The organism is Citrobacter freundii complex sp. 2025EL-00176 (assembly GCF_053309355.1).
Map to the genome: position 1 here is coordinate 608680 of NZ_JBRYHT010000001.1, position 21103 is coordinate 629782.

A 21103-nucleotide genomic window follows, 5' to 3' on the forward strand; every position below is an offset into this window, starting at 1 on the left:
AGATGAATAGTGCAAGGATGGTAGCAGAATTTCTGCTGGCTGACTGCTTCTTGTCACCTGATTCCAACAATGATTGCCAATGGTGTTAACGATGGAGCAAAAACTGCACCGTTTTGGCGCGAAGCGCGTCATAACAGAGCAATAATTTCCGATAAATTTCGTATACGATCACATTTCCAGAATTATATTTGGCAACTGAATAAAACTGCGGTTTTTCCTCTATTTAGTCGCCTGATGCGCGAACATATTCACTTTTTATGCGCATAAAGTGAATATCGCCACGTTGTAACCTGTTGATATCCTGTCATCGACCTTCGTTTATGCACTTTTTTTGCTGGCTGGCACGAACCCTGCAATCTACATTTACACCGCAAACACTATATTTATTAACATATAAATAACTTTTTATTTACCGTTGAGGTCGCTATGTCTCTGTCAATTACGCGTGAAAATTTTGATGAATGGATGATGCCCGTATATGCCCCGGCTCCTTTTATTCCGGTGCGTGGCGAAGGTTCACGTCTGTGGGATCAGCAGGGTAAAGAGTATATCGATTTCGCGGGAGGCATTGCGGTTAACGCGCTGGGTCACGCCCATCCGGCATTGCGCGAGGCATTAAACGACCAGGCGAGCAAATTTTGGCACACGGGAAATGGCTACACCAACGAGCCGGTGCTGCGTCTGGCGAAAAAGCTGATTGATGCCACCTTCGCCGAGCGTGTTTTCTTCTGTAACTCCGGCGCGGAGGCCAATGAAGCGGCTTTGAAGCTGGCGCGTAAATTTGCTCACGATCGTTTTGGCAGCCAGAAGAGCGGTATCGTGGCGTTTAAAAATGCTTTCCACGGCCGCACGCTGTTCACCGTCAGCGCCGGAGGACAGCCCGCTTACTCACAAGATTTCGCGCCGCTGCCGCCGGATATCCGCCATGCCGTGTTTAACGATCTCGACTCAGCCCGCCAACTGATTGATGACACCACCTGTGCGGTCATCGTTGAGCCGGTGCAGGGTGAAGGTGGCGTCGTACCGGCAACAAATGAATTCTTACAGGGGCTGCGTGAATTATGCGATCGCCACAATGCGCTGCTGATTTTTGACGAAGTCCAGACTGGAGTAGGCCGTACCGGCGAACTGTATGCCTATATGCACTATGGCGTTACGCCAGATCTGCTGACGACAGCTAAAGCGTTGGGCGGCGGTTTCCCTATTGGCGCGTTATTGGCGACAGCAGACTGTGCCAGCGTGATGACGGTTGGCACACACGGTACAACATACGGCGGAAATCCGCTGGCCACGGCGGTGGCGGGCAAACTGCTGGAGATTGTTAACACGCCGGACATGCTCAACGGTGTCAAGCAACGTCACGACTGGTTTGTGGAGCGTATTAACGCCATTAACGAACGTTTTGGACTGTTTAGTGAAATTCGTGGGCTCGGCCTGCTGATCGGCTGCGTACTGAACGCGGATTTTGCCGGAAAAGCGAAACTTATCTCGCAAGAGGCGGCCAATGCCGGAGTGATGGTACTGATCGCCGGTGCTAACGTGGTGCGCTTTGCGCCAGCGTTAAACGTCAGCGAAGAAGAGGTTGCTAGCGGACTTGATCGCTTTGCGCTGGCCTGCGAACGCATTAAAGCAGGAGGTTCATCATGATGGTGATTCGTCCGATTGAACGCGCTGATATCACCGCGCTGATGCAACTGGCCGGTAAGACGGGCGGTGGGCTGACCTCGTTACCGGCCAATGAAGCCACGCTGATGGCGCGTATTGAGCGCTCGCTACAAACCTGGCGCGGTGAGTTGCCGAAAAGTGAGCAAGGCTATGTTTTTGTACTTGAAGACAGCGCCAGTGGAACCGTGGCAGGGATTTGCGCCATCGAAGTGGCGGTGGGGCTTAACGATCCCTGGTACAACTACCGGGTTGGGACGCTGGTGCATGCCTCGAAAGAGCTGAACGTATATAACGCGCTGCCGACGCTGTTTCTGAGTAACGATCACACGGGTAGCAGCGAGCTATGCTCTCTGTTTCTCGATCCCGACTGGCGTAAAGAGGGCAATGGTTATTTGTTGTCTAAGTCGCGCTTTATGTTTATGGCGGCATTTCGTGACCGGTTTAATGAAAAGGTGGTGGCCGAGATGCGCGGCGTAATCGATGAGCACGGTTACTCCCCCTTCTGGGAAAGCCTCGGCAAACGCTTTTTCTCCATGGAATTCAGCCGGGCGGATTTTCTCTGCGGCACCGGACAAAAAGCCTTTATTGCTGAACTGATGCCCAAGCATCCTATTTATACCCATTTCCTGTCTGATGAAGCACAAAGCGTGATTGGTCAGGTACATCCGCAAACTGCTCCGGCGCGAGCGGTGCTGGAGAAAGAAGGATTTCGCTACCGCAACTATGTCGACATTTTCGATGGCGGTCCGACGCTGGAATGCGATATCGATCGCGTGCGGGCTATTCGTAAAAGCAGGCTGGTGGAGGTGGCTGAAGGTCAGCCTGCAACCGGCGATTACCCGGCCTGTCTGGTCGCCAATGAAAACTATCAAAACTTCCGTGTCATGTTGGTTCGCGCCGACCCGGACACCCAACGTCTGGTGCTGACGGCGGCGCAACTGGACGCCCTGAAATGCCACGCGGGCGACCATGTACGTTTTGTGCGTCTTTGTGCAGAGGAGAAAACAGCATGACATTATGGATAAACGGCGACTGGGTGACCGGGCTGGGTGAGCGTCGGATGAAAACCAATCCGGTAAGCGGTGATGTGCTGTGGCAGGGCAATGACGCCGATGCAACCCAGGTGGCGCAGGCGTGCCGCGCAGCGCGCGCAGCCTTTGCCGGTTGGGCTAAACAACCTTTTAGCGCGCGTCAGGCGATTGTTGAAAAATTTGCCTCATTGCTGGAAAGCAATAAAGCCGAGCTCACGCAGATTATCGCCCAGGAAACCGGTAAACCACGCTGGGAAGCCGCCACGGAACTGACGGCAATGATCAATAAAATTGCTATCTCGGTGAAAGCTTACCACGCGCGTACCGGAGAGCAGCACAGTGAATTGCCGGATGGTGCGGCGACGTTGCGCCATCGCCCGCACGGCGTGCTGGCGGTATTTGGCCCGTATAACTTTCCCGCTCACTTACCTAATGGGCATATTGTTCCGGCGCTGTTGGCAGGCAACACAGTGATTTTCAAACCCAGCGAATTGACACCGTGGACCGGTGAAGCCGTGACAAAGCTGTGGGAGCAGGCGGGATTGCCGCCGGGCGTGCTGAACCTGGTGCAGGGCGGACGTGAAACGGGGCAGGCGCTGAGCGCGCTGGATGATCTGGATGGTCTGCTGTTTACCGGCAGTGCCAATACCGGTTATCAGCTGCATCGACAGTTATCCGGCCAGCCGGAAAAAATCCTTGCGCTGGAGATGGGCGGCAACAACCCGCTGATCATTGAGAACCCGGACGACATTGATGCGGCAGTGCACCTGACCATTCAATCCGCATTTGTTACCGCCGGGCAGCGTTGTACCTGCGCCCGTCGCCTGTTGGTTAAAAAAGGTGCGCAGGGTGATGCGTTCCTCGCGCGTCTGGTGGAAGTCAGCCAACGCTTAATGCCGGGTCACTGGGATGCAGAACCGCAGCCATTTTTAGGCGGGCTGATTTCTGAACAAGCCGCGCAGCAGGTTTGCGATGCCTGGCAGCGTCTGGTGTCGTTAGGGGGGCGCACGATGCTGGCGCCACGTCTGGTGAAAGCCGGAACGTCGCTGCTGACCCCGGGAATTATTGAACTGACCGAAGTGGCAAACGTACCCGATGAAGAGGTTTTTGGTCCACTGCTCGGCGTCTGGCGCTATCACAGCTTTGATGATGCGATTCGTATGGCGAACAACACCCGTTTTGGGTTGTCATGCGGGCTGGTTTCACCCGATCGCAGCCAGTTTGACCAGCTCCTGCTGGAGGCGCGGGCCGGGATTGTTAATTGGAATAAACCGTTAACCGGCGCGGCAAGCACCGCGCCGTTTGGTGGTGTGGGCGCTTCCGGCAACCATCGCGCCAGCGCGTGGTATGCCGCGGATTATTGCGCCTGGCCGATGGCGAGCCTGGAATCACCGGCCTTAACCCTGCCGTCGGCGCTCAGCCCCGGTCTGGATTTCTCTCGCGAGGATAAGCAATGAAAGCGCGTGAGGTAAATTTCGATGGTCTGGTAGGGCTCACCCACCACTATGCGGGACTGTCATTTGGTAATGAGGCTTCGACCAGCCACCGTTTTCAGGTGTCGAACCCTCGTCTGGCGGCAAAGCAGGGTTTGTTAAAAATGAAAGCGCTGGCGGATGCGGGATTCCCTCAGGCGGTGATCCCGCCTCATGAACGTCCCTATATCCCAACGCTGCGTCAGTTGGGCTTTTGCGGCAGTGATGAGCAGATTCTGGACAAGGTGGCGCGTCAGGCGCCGCACTGGCTTTCCAGCGCCAGCTCCGCATCACCTATGTGGGTGGCGAATGCGGCAACGGTATGTCCTTCAGCAGATTCGCTGGACGGGAAAGTGCATTTGACGGTGGCGAATCTGAATAATAAATTCCACCGTTCGCTGGAAGCGCCGACGACCGAAGCCTTGTTACGCTCGATTTTCCGCGATGAAAATACCTTTGCGATTCACGGCGCGTTGCCTCAGGTTGCGTTATTCGGTGATGAAGGGGCGGCAAACCATAACCGCCTTGGCGGGGATTATGGCGATCCCGGCGTACAACTGTTTGTTTACGGTCGTGAAGAGGGGAACGCGTCACAGCCGAGCCGCTATCCGGCGAGACAATCCCGCGAAGCCAGTGAAGCTGTAGCCCGACTCAATCAGGTCAATCCGCATCAGCTTGTTTTTGCTCAGCAAAACCCGGACGTCATCGATCTTGGCGTGTTTCATAATGATGTGATTGCGGTGTCGAATCGCCAGGTGCTGTTTTGTCATCAGCAGGCGTTTGTCAGACAGCAAGCGTTGTTAGAGCAACTACGCTGTCAGGTGGACGGTTTTACCGCGCTGGAAGTCCCAGCCGAGGAGGTGTCGGTGCAGGATGCGGTAACGACCTATCTGTTTAACAGCCAATTACTGAGTCGTGATGACGGTTCGATGATGCTGGTTTTACCGCAGGAGTGTCGGGAGCATGCGGGCGTGTGGCGATATCTGAACCGCTTGCTTGCAGATGACAATCCGATCGATGACCTGCAAGTCTTTGATTTGCGCGAGAGTATGTCCAACGGCGGCGGTCCGGCCTGTTTACGCCTGAGAGTGGTACTTACCCCACAGGAGCTGCAGGCCGTGAATCCGGCGGTTATCATGAACGATACGCTATTCAATACGCTGAACAACTGGGTCGACCGTTACTATCGCGATCGTCTTATCGCAACGGACCTCGCGGATCCACAGCTGTTGCGCGAAGGACGTGAAGCATTGGATACGCTGACGCAATTGCTCAATCTCGGCTCGGTTTATCCCTTCCAGCAGGAGAGAACGCGTCATGGATAATTTTCTGGCCCTGACGCTCTCGGGTAGCCCCCCTGAGAAAACGCAGGGCACAATTCACGGTTTTGTCTGGCAATGGCTTGGTCACGGGGTGCTGGAACTGACGCCAACTAAGCCGGTTGAGCAGTCGCTGGTGCTTTCTGCGGGGATTCACGGCAATGAAACCGCGCCGGTAGAAATACTTGATTCATTGCTGACCAGACTGTTTAACGGTGAGCTGACGCTAACATGGCGGCTGCTGGTAATTCTGGGTAACCCGCAGGCGCTGGCCGCGGGGAAACGTTATTGTCATAGCGACCTGAACCGTATGTTTGGTGGCCGGTGGCAGAGTTTTGCCGAGAGTGAAGAAACGCATAGAGCTCATGAGCTTGAGTTGTGTCTGGAAGATTTTTACTCGCGCGCGAAAGAGCCTGTGCGCTGGCATCTGGATCTCCACACCGCGATTCGCGGCTCTCAGCATCTGCGCTTTGGCGTGTTGCCACAACGCAACGTTGCCTGGGACGAAAATTTTCTGGGCTGGCTGGGGGATGCGGGGCTGGAGGCGTTGGTTTTCCATCAGTCCCCAGGCGGCACGTTCACCCATTTTAGCGTTGAACATTTTGGCGCGCTGGCCTGTACGCTGGAGCTGGGTAAAGCACTCCCGTTCGGGCAAAACGATCTGACCCAGTTTGCGTGCACGGCAGATGCGATGGCGAAGCTGCTACGGGGCGAGCGAGTGTCTACCGGAGAAACATCCCCGCTGCGCTACCGCGTGGTCTCTCAGATTACGCGTCGGAGCGATGATTTTATTCTCCACATGGATAACCAGACGCTCAACTTTACCCCCTTTACCGAGGGAACGCTGCTGGCGCAGGACGGAGATGAACGTTTTATCGTCACCCATGATGTTGAATACGTTCTTTTTCCGAACCCAAACGTGGCCTGTGGTTTACGTGCCGGATTGATGCTCGAAAGGTTTTGATAAATATAATCGCCCTCAGGTTTATTTCTGAGGGTTTATTTATGCGTGCGCTTTAACTTTATTACAGATTATTCCTGGTAAGTTGCTTTCTTAATAATCATAGTTCAGGTATAGTTCTTCATAATCCTTTCAAAATCATCTTGTTGTAATTTTTTATTGCAACTCTGCGCAATTTATTCTTTTTTTCTTCATAATTGATGAAAGTTTGTTTTTTACACTTTCATTGTTTTACCGTTGCTCTGATTAATTGACGCTTAAGCCGGTAAAGTTAATCTCGTCAACACGACATCACATTGCATAAGAGTCGCATGAATGTCGTAAAAATAACTGAAAGAAAGGATAGAAATTATGCGTAAACTGACTGCTCTGTTTGTTGCCTCTACCCTGGCGCTGGGCGCTGCAAACCTGGCCCATGCTGCTGACACCACAACAGCTGCGCCAGCGGATGCCAAACCAATGATGCACCACAACGGTAAGTTTGCCCCGCATCACAACATGATGTTTAAAGACCTGAACCTGACCGATGCGCAGAAACAACAGATTCGCGACATCATGAAAGGTCAGCGCGATCAGATGAAACGTCCGCCGCTGGAAGAACGCCGCGCGATGCACGACATCATCGCCAGCGATAGCTTCGATAAAGCGAAAGCCGAAGCGCAGATTGCCAAGATGGAAGAACAGCGTAAAGCCAACATGCTGGCGCATATGGAAACGCAGAACAAGATTTACAACATTCTGACGCCGGAACAGAAAAAGCAGTTTAATGCCAATTTTGAGAAGCGTCTGACAGAACGTGCCGCGCAGAAAGGTAAAATGCCGGAAGCTGCCGAGTAATCACCAGGCGTCTACACTAAATTAGTCATGCTGTGTCGGCGTTCAGTGCCGCACAGTGTGCAACAAACTCAAGACCGCCGCTCTTGTCCACAACACGTTTAACGATGTGGGCAGGATCGGCGGTTTTTTCTTGTCCGCTGGATGGCGCGTTAATCTTTTTTGCAAAATACCCTATTCAGCGCTAAGGCTAATCACCCCTGTTGCCGATAACGATACTCTGCAGGGTGAATATCACAATGATGATTTATGGCTGGCTGTTTACGGCAGGTCGCCGTGCTACGCCTTTCTGGAGGGATGATGGAATATTTTGATATCCGCAAAATGCCGGTCAGTCTGTGGCGCAATGGTGCGGGAGAAACGCGTGAGATTTGCTGTTTTCCGCCAGCAACACGAGATTTTCACTGGCGAGCGAGTATCGCCTCCCTTGCAGCGAACGGTGAGTTTTCGCTTTTCCCGGGCGTAGAACGGGTTATTACCTTGCTGGAAGGAGGGGAAGTGACACTGGAAGAGGCGAACATGTTCACTCACATCCTGAAGCAGCATCAACCTTTTACTTTTGCGGGTGACAAGGTAGTAAAAGCAAAGCTGACGGAAGGGCGGATGTCGATGGATTTTAATATCATGACCCGACGAGATGTTTGCCAGGCGAAAGTCAGAGTTGCCGATCGCACTTTTACGACCTTTGGCTCTCGTGGCGGTGTGGTGTTTGTCATCAGTGGTGCCTGGCAATTGGGTGAGAAGCTGCTGACGGCCGATCAGGGCGCGAGCTGGCACGATGGTAAACACACCCTGCGCCTGTTGGAGCGCGAGGGGAAACTGCTGTTCAGCGAGATTAACTGGATGCCGGGACACTCTCCGGATTCAGTTCAATAATGTTGTATTCGCCAGACAGAACAGGCCGGCAGAGAATTTTGTAGCCATCATGGTCAAAGCCAGCCGGCATTCTCGCCAGAGTTGTCGCCTCATCCAGCGTTGCAACGGCACCCAGCCAAAACCAGTTATTGATGATATGGTACTGAGTCATTTCAGCGCGGGTTTCTTGCAGCGCAATGGCATTGTTCCATGGCCAGCAGATGACGCGCACTCTTTCCAGCGCTTCAAGCAGGCGCGAATGATGCGCTTGCGGACTCTCTTTCCCACAGCACGCTCCGGCGCAGCGCTTTAGCGCTGAGCGAAAGCAGGCGCGCCCGCGACTCAGAGGTTCCAGCCCCAGCAGGCCGTAGCACAGTTGCTGTTCATCGGCGAGGCTTTGTAATGTTTGTAGCGCGGCACGGCGATTGGCAAACAGGCCAAACAGATTGGGGGCATGGGAGAAATCAATATCTCGTGCGTAAACAACCTGAACAGTCCGATCGGTGAGCTGCAAGGCGCAAAGCTGACGGTTGCGTCGCAGTCGTTTGTTAAACAGCGGCTGCTGCTCTTTGATAAGCCGCGCTTCTAACAGTAGGGCGCCAATTTCTCCAGCTGTACAAATCCAGCTAATGCGTTTGGACTGGCGCAGCATTGCTGCTTCGTCCGTGGTACGCAGGTGTGACAACACGCGGCTGCGAATGTTGACGCTTTTGCCTATATAAAGCGGCATGGTGTCGCTTTCGCTGTGAAACAGATAGACGCCGGGCACAGCGGGAAGCGCGCTCAAAAAGGGGCGCAGGTGCTCGGGGTATTCATAAATTGCTGCTGCCTCTAATGTCAGGCGAGGGGCTGTTTGACGGCGTACCACTTTTCACTCCGCTGCTGGTTATCCATCCAGTATAACAGCTGAGGGGCGATTAAAAAAGCGGCATGCTCAGACAGCTAAGGCCGGAGAGCAGCAAGAGGGGCGCTACCCGGCCTTAAGCAGGAAAAATTACGCTTTTTTCCAGAAATCATCAAACACCGTGATGGGTGGGCGACGTTTGTGCTCTGTCTTCACGTACCAACCTTCGATTATTTTCGCGATATCGGCAGCCAGGGTTTTTCCTTCCAGATAATCGTCGATGTTGTCATAGCTCACGCCCAACGCGGCTTCATCCGGCAGAGAAGGGCGATCGTCTTCAAGGTCGGCGGTGGGGGCTTTCTTATATAAATGCTCCGGGCAACCCAGCGCAGCAAGCAGCTGTTTACCCTGGCGCTTGTTCAGACGGAATATTGGATTTATGTCAGTACCGCCATCGCCATATTTAGTGAAGAATCCGGTGATCGCTTCTGCTGCATGATCGGTACCCACGACAACGCCGCTGGTCATGCCGGCGATGCTGTATTGTGCCTTCATACGTTCGCGGGCTTTTTCATTGCCACGCACAAAATCACTCAGCTCAATACCCGCCTCGCGCAGCGCCTGCTCGCTGGCCAGTACTGCACCTTTGATATTGACGGTGAGTACACGGTCCGGTTGTATAAAGGCAATGGCGTCCTGGCAATCCTGTTCGTCAGCCTGAACGCCATACGGTAAACGCACCGCAATAAACTGTAGCGCGTCATTCCCCGTTTCCTGGCGGAGCTCGGAAATGGCCATTTGACAGAGTTTCCCGGCGAGCGTTGAGTCTTGTCCGCCGCTAATTCCTAACACCAGTGATTTCAGAAAGGGGTAGGTTTGCAGGTATGATTTCAGGAAATCTACGCTGCGACGAATTTCCTCTTCTGCATTGATGTGCGGTTTTGCGCCAAGCGCTTTGATTATCTCTTGCTGCAGAGTCATACAACCCCCTGTGAAAAATAAAATGATAAAAAATGATAGGGTAAAGCTAACGCGTTGAGGCCCAAACGACAAGGGATGCAAGCCTGATATAACATCATTTTGTTTTAATAGAATTTTCCGAAACGGCCTAAGTATCATCTGATTGCTTGAAAAATGTGTTGTTGTGCTCCAGGCTTACATAACACGCTGAAAAACAAGAGGACGAAAAAATGAACAAGAATCTAACAGGAATTCTGGGTGCAGCGGCTGTTTTGACTATGCTGGCGGGGTGTACGGCTTATGATCGTACCAAAGACCAATTTGTTCAGCCCGTGGTGAAAGATGTGAAGAAAGGGATGAGCCGGGCGCAAGTCGCGCAAATTGCCGGGAAGCCTTCTTCAGAAGTAAGCATGATCCATGCGCGCGGGACCTGTCAGACCTACATCCTGGGTCAACGAGATGGTAAAGCTGAAACCTATTTTGTGGCTTTAGACGATACCGGCCATGTGATTAACTCTGGCTACCAGACCTGCGCAGAGTACGACACCGACCCACAGGCAGCGAAGTAGTAACAACTGTTTATTGCCTGAGCACTCTGAACAACCGGCCATCGCGCCGGTTTTTTTGTGCCGCACGATCTTATTTATTGCCGCGAATTATTTGCACAAAATGTGAGGGGGGTCATAACGACAGGTCAAGGAGAGACAATTTAGTTGGTCAAGGAAATACCATCCGCCGGTGCAATCCCGTATACTCATTTCAGCCACCTAAAAAAGTAATTTAGCTGACGCAAGTTACCCAGAGCATGGATGCAGGTTATGGCTTGCGGAGTGTCTGGTTGACAGATAATCGCACATGAGGATCGTTTTAATGGAAAAGAAACACATTTATCTGTTTTGTTCTGCGGGCATGTCGACTTCATTGTTGGTTTCGAAGATGCGTGCTCAGGCCGAAAAATACGAAGTGCCGGTTATTATTGAAGCGTTTCCTGAAACGCTGGCCGGAGAAAAAGGCCCAGCGGCCGATGTTGTGTTATTAGGTCCGCAAATTGCTTATATGTTGCCCGAAATTCAGCGTTTGTTACCCAACAAGCCTGTGGAAGTGATTGACTCGCTGCTGTATGGCAAAGTCGATGGTTTAGGCGTGCTTAAGGCTGCTGTTGCAGCAATTAAAAAAGCCGCAGCAAATTAATTATTTTATTTTAATTTTTCCCGTCAAAGAGTTATTTCATTAACATTCACCGCAATTATTAATTGCGGTATTTAAGGGTATTTTTCTATGAGTAACGCTATTGCTTCACTTGAAAAGGTACTCCTTCCTTTTGCTGTAAAAATTGGAAAGCAGCCGCACGTTAATGCAATCAAAAACGGTTTTATTCGTTTAATGCCGTTAACCCTCGCAGGGGCAATGTTTGTATTAATTAATAACGTTTTCCTGAGCTTTGGGGAGGGGTCGTTTTTTTATTCGATGGGCATTCGACTTGATGCTTCAACTATTGAAACGCTGAATAGTTTGAAGGGCATCGGTGGAAACGTCTATAACGGTACGCTGGGTATCATGTCCTTGATGGCGCCGTTCTTTATCGGTATGGCGCTGGCGGAAGAACGCAAGGTTGACTCACTGGCTGCCGGGTTGTTATCTGTCGCCGCGTTTATGACCGTAACGCCGTATAGCGTGGGGGAAGCCTATGCTGTCGGTGCTAACTGGCTGGGCGGTGCCAATATTATTTCCGGTATTATTATCGGCCTGGCGGTCGCGGAAATGTTCACTTTTGTGGTCCATCGTAATTGGGTGATTAAATTACCTGATAGCGTACCGACGTCCGTATCGCGTTCCTTCTCTGCGCTGATTCCTGGCTTCCTTATTCTCTCCATTATGGGGATCATCGCCTGGGCGCTGAACACCTGGGGTACCAACTTCCATCAGATCATTATGGATTCCATTTCAACGCCGCTGGCATCGCTGGGTAGCGTAGTGGGTTGGGCCTATGTGATTTTTGTTCCGCTGCTGTGGTTCTTTGGTATTCACGGTTCTTTGGCGCTGACCGCGCTGGACAGCGGAATCATGACGCCATGGGCGCTGGAAAACATCTCTATCTACCAACAGTTTGGTTCCGTAGACGCCGCGCTGGAAGCCGGTAAGACCTTCCACGTCTGGGCGAAACCGATGCTCGACTCCTATATTTTCCTTGGGGGTAGCGGGGCAACGCTGGGTCTGATTATCGCTATCTTCCTGGCATCGCGTCGTCCTGACTATCGCCAGGTGGCTAAGTTGGCACTGCCGTCAGGTCTCTTCCAGATTAACGAACCTATCCTGTTCGGTCTGCCGATCATCATGAACCCGGTTATGTTTATTCCGTTCATTCTGGTGCAGCCGATTCTGGCGGCGATTACGCTGGCAGCTTACTACTCAGGCATTATTCCACCGATTACCAACATTGCACCGTGGACCATGCCAACCGGTTTGGGCGCGTTCTTTAACACCAACGGTAGCGTCGCCGCTCTGCTGGTCGCGCTGTTCAACCTCGGTATCGCAACGCTGGTTTACCTGCCGTTCGTGGTGGTAGCCAACAAAGCTCAGAACGTTATTGATCAAGAAGAAAGCGAAGAAGATATCGCTAACGCATTGAAATTCTAAATTTAATCCGGCATGGCTTCACCGTCATGCCGGACTGAACCAGAGGAAAAAAGTATGTTGGATATCGAGAATATCGTCGACACGCAGTCAGAAGCAGAAGAACTTGAAGAAGTGGTGATGGGGCTGATCATCAATTCTGGTCAGGCTCGTAGCCTGGCATACGGCGCGCTCAAACTGGCCAAGCAGGGTGATTTTGAATCAGCGAAGACCATGATGGACCAGTCTCGCCTGGCGCTGAATGAAGCGCACCTCGTGCAAACGAAACTGATTGAAGGCGATCAGGGCGAAGGTAAAATGAAAGTCAGCCTGGTGCTGGTCCACGCACAGGATCACCTGATGACGTCGATGCTGGCGCGCGAGCTGGTCACTGAACTGATTGAACTTCACGAGAAGCTGAAATAGCGAGGAGTGCACAATGCAGCTACAGATTAACGCACCGGAAATCAAAACCGTCTATGAACAGCAGCTGTTTAATGGCAAAAATTTCCATGTGTTCATCTATAACAAAACTGAGAGCATCAGTGGGCTGCATCAGCATGACTACTATGAATTTACGCTGGTTTTAACCGGTCGCTATTATCAGGAAATCAACGGTAAACGCGTATTGCTTGAGCGTGGGGACTTTGTTTTTATCCCGTTGGGATCGCATCACCAGAGTTTCTATGATTTCGGTGCGACAAGGATCCTTAACGTCGGTATCAGTAAACGTTTTTTTGAACAGCACTACCACCCGCTGCTGCCATTTTGTTTCGTTGCATCACAGGTCTATCGGGCGAATAACTCGTTTCTTACCTACATTGAAACGGTTATTGCATCACTGAACTTTCGGGAGAGCGGACTCGATGAATTTGTAGAAGTGGTCACCTTCTATATTATTAATCGACTGCGCCATCATCGCGAAGAGCAGGTGCTGGATGATAATCCTCAGTGGCTCAAAACCACCGTCGAGACCATGCACGACAAACGGCAGTTTAGCGAGAATGCGCTGGAAAATATGGTACACCTGTCCGCGAAGTCCCAGGAGTATCTGACCCGCGCAACCCAGCGTTATTACAGCAAAACGCCGATGCAGATCATTAATGAAATTCGCATTAATTTTGCTAAAAAACAGCTGGAAATGACTAACTATTCTGTAACGGATATTGCTTATGAGTCTGGTTACAGTAGTCCAAGTTTGTTTATTAAAACGTTTAAAAAGCTGACGTCGTTTACGCCAAATAGCTATCGTAAGAAATTAACTGAATTTAATCAGTAGATATTATTTTCCAAAAACTCATTTTTTATAGCTTGCCCTAAATAGCGTCGGGACAGCCACGCTATACCTGACAAACGGGCTGAGCATAATACATGTCAGTGTTTTGACACTGAAGGGAGAACGTATGAGCCAGAAATTAAAAGTCGTCACTATCGGTGGCGGGAGCAGCTACACCCCTGAGTTACTTGAAGGCTTTATTAAACGCTATCATGAATTACCGGTTTCTGAATTGTGGCTGGTTGATGTAGAGGGTGGTAAAGAGAAGCTGGACATTATTTTTGACCTTTGCCAGCGGATGATCGACAAAGCTGGCGTCCCGATGAAGTTGTATAAAACGCTGGATCGTCGCGAAGCGCTGAAAGATGCGGATTTCGTAACCACTCAATTACGTGTGGGGCAACTTAAAGCCCGTGAGAAGGATGAGCGTATCCCGCTGAGCCACGGTTATCTGGGACAGGAAACGAATGGTGCGGGCGGTCTGTTCAAAGGATTGCGTACCATTCCGGTTATTTTTGACATTGTGAAAGATGTGGAAGAACTGTGCCCAAATGCATGGGTGATTAACTTTACTAACCCGGCCGGGATGGTGACTGAAGCGGTCTATCGTCATACGAATTTCAAGAAATTTATCGGCGTGTGTAATATTCCCGTCGGCATGAAAATGTTCATTAGCGATGTGCTGGCGCTGAAAGAGAGCGATGATCTCTCTATCGATCTGTTCGGTCTGAACCATATGGTCTTTATCAAAGACGTGCTGGTGAATGGTGTCTCTCGGTTTGATGAGCTGCTGGACGGCGTCGCATCGGGAGAGTTGAAAGCGTCTACCGTGAAGAACATCTTTGACCTGCCGTTTAGTGAAGGACTGATTCGTTCGCTGAAGCTGCTGCCGTGCTCTTATTTGCTCTACTACTTCAAGCCAAAAGAGATGCTGGCGATTGAAATGGGCGAATACTATAAGGGCGGGGCACGCGCTCAGGTGGTACAGAAAGTTGAGAAACAACTTTTTGATCTCTACAAAAATCCTGAGTTGAACGTCAAGCCGAAGGAACTGGAGCAGCGCGGTGGCGCTTATTACTCCGACGCGGCCTGTGAAGTGATCAACGCTATCTACAACGATAAGCAGACTGAACACTATGTTAACATTCCGCACCATGGGCATGTGGATAACATTCCTGCGGACTGGGCGGTAGAAATGACCTGCACGTTGGGACGCAACGGCGCCACGCCACACCCACGTATTACTCATTTTGATGAGAAAGTCCTCGGTCTTATCTATACCATTAAAGGCTTTGAAGTGGCGGCAAGCAACGCGGCACTGAGCGGCGAGCTGAATGATGTGCTGCTGGCGTTGAACCTTAGCCCACTGGTACATTCTGACCGCGATGCTGAAGTGCTGGCGCGTGAATTGATTCTGGCGCATGAACAATGGCTGCCAAATTTCGCCGGGTGCATCGAGAAACTGAAAAACGAACAACACTAACTGAGGTCGGCTATGGAACGCGTACTGATTGTAAATGCGGATGATTTTGGCCTGAGTAAAGGACAAAACTACGGCATTGTTGAAGCCTGCCGCAATGGCGTGGTCACCTCGACGACGGCGTTGGTGAATGGCGCGGCGATTGACCATGCGGTACAGCTGAGTCGTGACATACCTGCACTTGCCGTCGGGATGCACTTTGTTCTGACGCTGGGCAGACCGTTGACGCCAATGCCGGGCCTTACGCGTGACGGATTGTTGGGGAAATGGATCTGGCGGATGGCAGAAGAAGATGCTTTACCGCTGGATGAAATTTCACAAGAGCTGGCCGCGCAGTATCAGCGTTTTATAGACCTGTTTGGGCGGGAACCGACGCATCTGGATAGTCATCACCATGTGCATATGTTCCCGCAGATTTTCCCCATTATCGCGAGCTTTGCAGCCGAACGAGGGATTGCGTTGCGTATCGATCGTCAGGCGGTGTTCCAGGCGTCTGATTTACCCGACACGTTGCGTACTTCCCAGGGATTCAGCAGCGAGTTTTATGGCGAAGCGATTTCAGAGGCTCTGTTTTTGCAAACGCTGGACGCCTCAGCAGACCGGGGAGAGTCCTCACTGGAAGTCATGTGTCATCCAGCCTTTGTCGATGACACTATTCGTCAAAGTGCCTACTGTTACCCCCGCTTAACTGAGCTTGACGTACTGACGTCTTCGTCACTGAAATATGCTATTGCGGAGCGCGGTTATCGTCTTGGCAGTTTTCTGAACGTGTAATTCCTGAGTTTGCGGCGCATTATGCGCCGCATTTTTTTAGGCAGGGATCGCGTCGATTTTTCCGGCCCGCGACCAGACACGATGCGCAGTCATCAGTGTCAACAGGGTATCCATAAACTGTGCGTCTGCACTGTCCGCTTCTACCACGCCTTCCTCACTCTGATTTGTGATATCCAATGCAGCTTTAAGCTGGCGAGCATCTCCAGCCAGGGCGATAGGTTTCAGGTGCTTATACGCTTCGAGTAAATAATATTTAGCATCTCCATTCGTGGCGATATCTGCGATATTCCCACCCGGAACGATAACCGCATCGACCGTCAGCGACGGCGAGCCGGCAAAGGTGCCCGCGATCGTCAGGATGGAGCCATCGTCGGCAACCACATTGCCCATTCTGGAATACAGCAGCTTGGCATGAACGCCTTTCGCCTGCAGGGCCTGCATAATGGCGAGCAGATCGTCCGCCTTTACCTGATCATTGAGCAGAATGGCGACCACGCGGCCTTTAATATCGCCTTTTGATCCCGCATACAAACTAAGCGAAGGCGCATTGGTTAATCCGTTGACGTCCGGCGGAGGTGAGATCTGGGTTTGCTCTTCGGTCAGCTCAAAACCGAGGTTGCTGGCCACGGACTGCGCCAGTGCGGTATCAATATGCGCCAGATGATCGACCACTCTTTCGCGAATATAAGGCCGGGTCACTTTGCTGAGTTCGAAACTGAATCCGCCAATAATATGCTGTTGCTCTATTGGCGTCTGGCTTAGCCAGAACAGGCGAGGGTGGGCATAGTATTCGCCGAAAGAGGGGCTACGCTCACGAATTTTATTCCCGTCAATGCGCTCCTGATACGACTCAAATCCACCACGTTTTGGCCCCGGCGGTGTTTCTCGCGGCCAGTTGTCATTGATGGAGTTAGGTTCATAGTTGGCGGGATTGGTATCAATATCCATGCGATGCATACCGTCGCGCTGGAAGTTATGGTATGGGCAGGTCGGGCGGTTGATGGGGATTTCATGGAAGTTAGGTCCACCCAGGCGACTGATCTGGGTGTCCGTATACGAGAATAGTCTGCCCTGTAACAGCGGATCATTGGTAAAATCGATGCCCGGAACGATGTGACCGGGATGAAATGCCGCCTGTTCGTTTTCAGCGAAAAAATTGTCCGGGTTGCGGTTTAGTACCATTTTACCGACGCGCTGAACCGGAACCAGCTCTTCCGGGATGAGTTTGGTCGGGTCGAGCAGGTCAAAATCGAATTTAAACTCATCTTCCTCCGGGATTAACTGCAGGCCAAGTTCGTATTCCGGGTAATCACCGGCTTCAATTGCCTCCCACAGATCGCGGCGATGGAAATCAGGATCTCGCCCCGTCAGTTTCTGCGCTTCATCCCATACCAGAGAAGCTTTGCCAGCCAGCGGTTTCCAGTGGAAGCGGACGAAAGTGGCTTTCCCCTGCGCATTAATCAGCCGAAAAGTATGGATGCCGAAACCTTCCATCGTGCGATAACTGCGCGGGATCCCCCGGTCAGACATCGCCCACATCACGTTGTGCAGGGTTTCAGGTTGCAATGAGACATAATCCCAGAAGGTATCATGCGCGCTTTGGCCCTGCGGGATTGCCCAATGTGGCTCCGGTTTTACGGCATGGACGAAATCCGGGAATTTATGTGCATCCTGAATAAAAAAGATCGGCGTATTATTTCCTACCAGATCAAAGATGCCCTCTTCAGTATAAAATTTTGTCGCAAATCCCCGAATATCTCTGACCGTATCCGCTGAGCCTGCACCGCCCTGGACAGTTGAGAAACGGACAAAAACGGGAGTTATCTTGTTTTCTTCGGATAAGAAATCGGCTTTTGTCGTTGCGCTTAAATCGGTATAGGACTGAAAGTAACCGTGCGCGGCAGATCCTCGGGCGTGAACGATACGTTCTGGTATACGTTCATGATCAAAATGGGTGATTTTTTCTCGCAGGATAAAATCTTCCAGTAATGTTGGCCCGCGATTTCCGGCGCGTAGAGAGTTTTGATCGTCTGCGATGCGTACGCCCTGATTGGTGGTCAGGGCAAAGTCTTCGCTTCCTTTGCGAAAACTGTCCAGCGCGTTGAGTTTGTCACTTCTGATGTCAGGCGCTTTTAAGCTGCCGGACGTGGTGGGTTGCATGCCCGGAGGCGTCGGTTCTGGCGTAGGCCGATGTGAACCGTCTGCTGGCGCCAGAGAATCAAGACCAGGTTTGGATTCGCTGGCGTCATGAACCGGCGCAGTGTGATGGAGCGGATGCTTATCTTTCTGTGACATTAAACTCGTCTCCTGTATTCATCGCTGAAAGGGGCGTTGTTGCCGTCAAAAGCTTTAACTATAGACCACTCATTCAGCCGTGCAGGAATATACCGGGCAGGTAAAGCGCGATGAGGCAGACAAACCGCGCACGCAAGGCAGGACGCAGGAGGGGAAAATCGGCTAAGATAGCCGTTTTCTGATTTTTAGAATTTGTCTTTAGTGAAGCAACTGATTATGAAACCTCTTCGCCAACAAAATCGTCCGGTTATCAGCTATGTGCCACGTGTGGAGCCCGCTCCGCCAGAGCATGCGGTTAAAATGGACGCGTTTCGTGACGTATGGATACTGCGCGGAAAATATGTCGCTTTTGTCTTAATGGGGGAGGCGTTTCAACGTTCGCCTGCATTTACGGTTCCGGAATCAGCGCAACGCTGGGCTAATCAGATTCGCCAGGAAAATGAACTGAGCGATTAATTGGATATAAAAAAACCGCCGGAGCATCACACACCGGCGGTTTTTTTGTTTTTCAGCAAACAGGCTTAGCGATGTGCCAGTTCGGCGTTATCGTCGCTGTCCAGAATCGTTTTGTCGGTCTGCTTCAGCCATTGGCTGGTCAGCGTACCGGCAGTCATGGAGCCGCTGACGTTCAGCGCGGTACGACCCATATCGATCAGCGGTTCAACGGAGATCAGCAGAGCAACCAGCGTTACCGGCAGACCCATAGCAGGCAGAACGATCAGCGCGGCAAAGGTCGCGCCACCACCCACACCCGCAACGCCTGCGGAACTCACGGTCACGATACCGACCAGCGTGGCAATCCACATTGGATCCAGCGGGTTAATACCGACGGTTGGTGCGACCATTACCGCCAGCATGGCCGGGTACAGACCGGCACAACCGTTCTGCCCAATCGTAGCGCCAAAAGAGGCGGCAAAGCTGGCAATGGATTCAGGTACGCCCAGGCGACGGGTTTGTGCTTCAACGTTCAGCGGAATGGATGCGGCGCTGGAACGGCTGGTGAAGGCGAAAGTCAGCACCGGCCAGACTTTGCGGAAGTATTTCAGCGGGCTAACACCGTTAATACCCAGCAGGATCCCGTGCACCACAAACATAATACCCAGACCGAGATACGAAGCGACGACGAAGCTGCCCAGCTTGATGATGTCCTGCAGGTTGGAGCCAGCAACCACTTTAGTCATCAGCGCCAGAACACCGTACGGCGTTAACTGCATAACCAGACGAACCAGCTTCATCACCCAGCTTTGCAGGGTATCAATAGCGACCAGAACGCGCTCGCCTTTTGGTGCGTCATCTTTCAGCAGTTTCAGTGCGGCTACACCGAGGAATGCAGCGAAGATAACTACGCTGATAATCGACGTCGGGTTCGCTCCGGTCAGATCGGCAAACGGGTTTTTCGGGATGAACGACAGCACCAGTTGCGGAACGCTGAGATCGGCTACTTTGCCAACATAATTGGTTTCAATGGCGTTCAGGCGAGCGGTTTCAGCCCCACCTTGCACCAGACCTTCAGCGGTCAGGCCGAACAGGTTGGTCACCAGAACACCTACCAGCGCGGCAATCAGCGTGGTAAACAGCAGCGTGCCGATGGTCAGGAAGCTAATTTTACCTAACTGAGAGGCGTTGTGCAGACGCGCAACGGCACTGAGTATAGAGGCAAAGACCAGCGGCATAACAATCATTTGCAGCAGTTGGACGTAACCGTTGCCGACAATATTGAACCACTGTACGGAATCTTTAAGAACTTGGCTGTCGGAGCCATAAATGGTATGCAGAGCGAGGCCGAACACCACACCCATGACCAGACCGACCAGTACTTTTTTTGCCAGACTCCACTGTTTGTGACGGGCTTGCGCCAGCACGAACAGCAGCACTACGAACACGATAATGTTCGCGATTAATGGAAAGTTCATCCCCGTTCTCCTGATCTTATTATGCGTATCACCGTACGATGGTGATTCTGTTGGCGCAAGATTAGCAGAACTGTGACATGCCTCTTATATTCAAATGGAATTGTTTATGCCAAAAATGACATTTCGGCTGATTTATTAGTCAACCTGGTGCGTTATGAAACGATTAAACTGCATTTGTAGCGTATTTATCATTTGCGATGACCAGCGTACTGCACTGTTTTCTTGTACGGTTTGCGGCATCCAGATGGCCCAGGCAAACAGCGCCATACACAGAAATCTTTCCAGTTGATTTCCTTTTTGCGGCACAAGGATCGGCAGACGAAAACGCCAGCGGCAGGGCCAAAGCAGGGGGACGCCTGCCGGGGTCAGCATATCGGCCAGAATGTGGCTGAGATAACCGAGAACCATGCCTTGTAAGGCATCAGCCGGAATTATCCAGGTATCAGGGACTTTCAGGTAAAACGTGGCCAGCAGGGCAAAGACTGCCAGCAGGCTATGCGTAAACCCGCGATGGCCAAATGCGCGGGCAATGGGTTTCGATATCCACTTCAGACGCTGCCCGAGCAGGGATTTTGGATGATCGATATCCGGTAGCAGACATGTCAAAATGGCCGAAGGGACGATATGCCACCAGTCACCCTGCGCAAGAACGGGCGTTAGCTCGGCATTTTTGGCAAATACCGCACAGGCAATAGAAAAAAGAAGGTGGCCTTCCGCCGTCATGATACAACCCAATAAACTGTCAATTCATACAGTATAGGGGTTTTATACAGTAGGCGGAAGAGGTGACGTTGTAACCCTTTGTCACAAG

The 21103-nt window shown here is 51.7% G+C and carries 20 protein-coding genes; 15 read left to right on the forward strand and 5 right to left on the reverse strand.

Annotated features, from left to right (window positions below; translation table 11 throughout):
• The first annotated feature begins 426 nt into the window (after positions 1-426).
• The 7 genes from astC to ves all read left to right on the forward strand — a co-directional run bounded on the left by astC (position 427) and on the right by ves (position 8158).
• Positions 427-1647, forward strand: coding sequence for a succinylornithine/acetylornithine transaminase (gene astC / locus ACVXHP_RS03010; protein ID WP_316129519.1), 1221 nt, complete (start codon positions 427-429; stop codon positions 1645-1647).
• Positions 1644-2678, forward strand: coding sequence for an arginine N-succinyltransferase (astA, locus tag ACVXHP_RS03015; RefSeq protein ID WP_079224490.1), 1035 nt, complete (start codon positions 1644-1646; stop codon positions 2676-2678). Before astC ends, astA begins: the two co-directional genes overlap by 4 nt.
• Complete coding sequence (gene astD / locus ACVXHP_RS03020) at positions 2675-4153, forward strand: succinylglutamate-semialdehyde dehydrogenase (protein WP_447570820.1); 1479 nt, start codon at positions 2675-2677, stop codon at positions 4151-4153. Before astA ends, astD begins: the two co-directional genes overlap by 4 nt.
• Positions 4150-5493, forward strand: a complete 1344-nt coding sequence (gene astB / locus ACVXHP_RS03025; RefSeq protein WP_447570821.1) for an N-succinylarginine dihydrolase — start codon at positions 4150-4152, stop codon at positions 5491-5493. The genes astD and astB overlap by 4 nt, the downstream gene beginning before the upstream one ends.
• Positions 5486-6451, forward strand: coding sequence for a succinylglutamate desuccinylase (astE, locus tag ACVXHP_RS03030; RefSeq protein WP_447570822.1), 966 nt, complete (start codon positions 5486-5488; stop codon positions 6449-6451). Before astB ends, astE begins: the two co-directional genes overlap by 8 nt.
• Before the next feature lie 348 nt (positions 6452-6799).
• Positions 6800-7285 carry an ATP-independent periplasmic protein-refolding chaperone Spy gene (gene spy, locus ACVXHP_RS03035; protein WP_200006649.1) on the forward strand — a complete coding sequence of 162 codons (486 nt, stop codon included), beginning with the start codon at positions 6800-6802 and terminating at the stop codon, positions 7283-7285.
• Positions 7286-7582: 297 nt separating this feature from the next.
• A complete protein-coding gene (gene ves / locus ACVXHP_RS03040; RefSeq protein ID WP_447571142.1) occupies positions 7583-8158 on the forward strand; it encodes an environmental stress-induced protein Ves in 576 nt (191 codons plus the stop codon).
• Here the strand turns inward: ves and cho are convergent.
• Positions 8118-9005: an excinuclease Cho gene (gene cho / locus ACVXHP_RS03045; protein ID WP_447570823.1), complete on the reverse strand. Its 888-nt coding sequence runs from the start codon at positions 9003-9005 to the stop codon at positions 8118-8120. The genes ves and cho overlap by 41 nt on opposite strands.
• Positions 9006-9131: 126 nt before the next feature.
• On the reverse strand, positions 9132-9962 hold the full coding sequence (gene nadE, locus ACVXHP_RS03050; RefSeq protein WP_200006647.1) for an ammonia-dependent NAD(+) synthetase: 831 nt from the start codon (positions 9960-9962) through the stop codon (positions 9132-9134).
• 209 nt (positions 9963-10171) lie between these two features.
• On the opposite strand from nadE, the gene osmE reads away from it, so the two are divergent.
• The 7 genes from osmE (at position 10172) to chbG (ending at position 16084) form a co-directional block, all read left to right on the forward strand.
• Positions 10172-10510: an osmotically-inducible lipoprotein OsmE gene (gene osmE / locus ACVXHP_RS03055; protein WP_006684842.1), complete on the forward strand. Its 339-nt coding sequence runs from the start codon at positions 10172-10174 to the stop codon at positions 10508-10510.
• A 301-nt stretch (positions 10511-10811) separates the two neighbouring features.
• The gene (gene chbB / locus ACVXHP_RS03060) at positions 10812-11132 is read left to right on the forward strand and encodes a PTS N,N'-diacetylchitobiose transporter subunit IIB (RefSeq protein WP_003030620.1); all 321 of its coding nucleotides are present in this window, start codon (positions 10812-10814) and stop codon (positions 11130-11132) included.
• A gap of 87 nt (positions 11133-11219) precedes the next feature.
• Entirely contained in the window at positions 11220-12578 is a 1359-nt protein-coding gene (gene chbC / locus ACVXHP_RS03065; protein ID WP_174770348.1) for a PTS N,N'-diacetylchitobiose transporter subunit IIC, read from the forward strand.
• A gap of 54 nt (positions 12579-12632) precedes the next feature.
• Entirely contained in the window at positions 12633-12980 is a 348-nt protein-coding gene (gene chbA, locus ACVXHP_RS03070) for a PTS N,N'-diacetylchitobiose transporter subunit IIA (protein WP_200006645.1), read from the forward strand.
• 13 nt (positions 12981-12993) lie between these two features.
• Positions 12994-13833 carry a transcriptional regulator ChbR gene (gene chbR / locus ACVXHP_RS03075; RefSeq protein WP_447570824.1) on the forward strand — a complete coding sequence of 280 codons (840 nt, stop codon included), beginning with the start codon at positions 12994-12996 and terminating at the stop codon, positions 13831-13833.
• 124 nt (positions 13834-13957) lie between these two features.
• Positions 13958-15313, forward strand: a complete 1356-nt coding sequence (locus ACVXHP_RS03080; RefSeq protein ID WP_304698144.1) for a 6-phospho-beta-glucosidase — start codon at positions 13958-13960, stop codon at positions 15311-15313.
• Between the two features lie 12 nt (positions 15314-15325).
• Positions 15326-16084 (forward strand): chitin disaccharide deacetylase, encoded by a 759-nt coding sequence (gene chbG, locus ACVXHP_RS03085; protein WP_316129525.1) that lies wholly within the window; start codon positions 15326-15328, stop codon positions 16082-16084.
• 36 nt (positions 16085-16120) lie between these two features.
• Here the strand turns inward: chbG and katE are convergent, their stop codons facing one another.
• Positions 16121-18379, reverse strand: a complete 2259-nt coding sequence (katE, locus tag ACVXHP_RS03090; protein ID WP_200006643.1) for a catalase HPII — start codon at positions 18377-18379, stop codon at positions 16121-16123.
• 192 nt (positions 18380-18571) lie between these two features.
• Between katE and cedA the strand changes: the two genes are divergently transcribed.
• On the forward strand, positions 18572-18835 hold the full coding sequence (gene cedA, locus ACVXHP_RS03095) for a cell division activator CedA (RefSeq protein ID WP_071887334.1): 264 nt from the start codon (positions 18572-18574) through the stop codon (positions 18833-18835).
• 65 nt (positions 18836-18900) lie between these two features.
• On the opposite strand, the gene tcyP is transcribed toward cedA, so the two are convergent.
• On the reverse strand, positions 18901-20292 hold the full coding sequence (tcyP, locus tag ACVXHP_RS03100) for a cystine/sulfocysteine:cation symporter (protein ID WP_003832558.1): 1392 nt from the start codon (positions 20290-20292) through the stop codon (positions 18901-18903).
• Between the two features lie 135 nt (positions 20293-20427).
• Positions 20428-21015 carry a metal-dependent hydrolase gene (locus ACVXHP_RS03105; protein WP_006684832.1) on the reverse strand — a complete coding sequence of 196 codons (588 nt, stop codon included), beginning with the start codon at positions 21013-21015 and terminating at the stop codon, positions 20428-20430.
• Between the last annotated feature and the right edge of the window lie 88 nt (positions 21016-21103).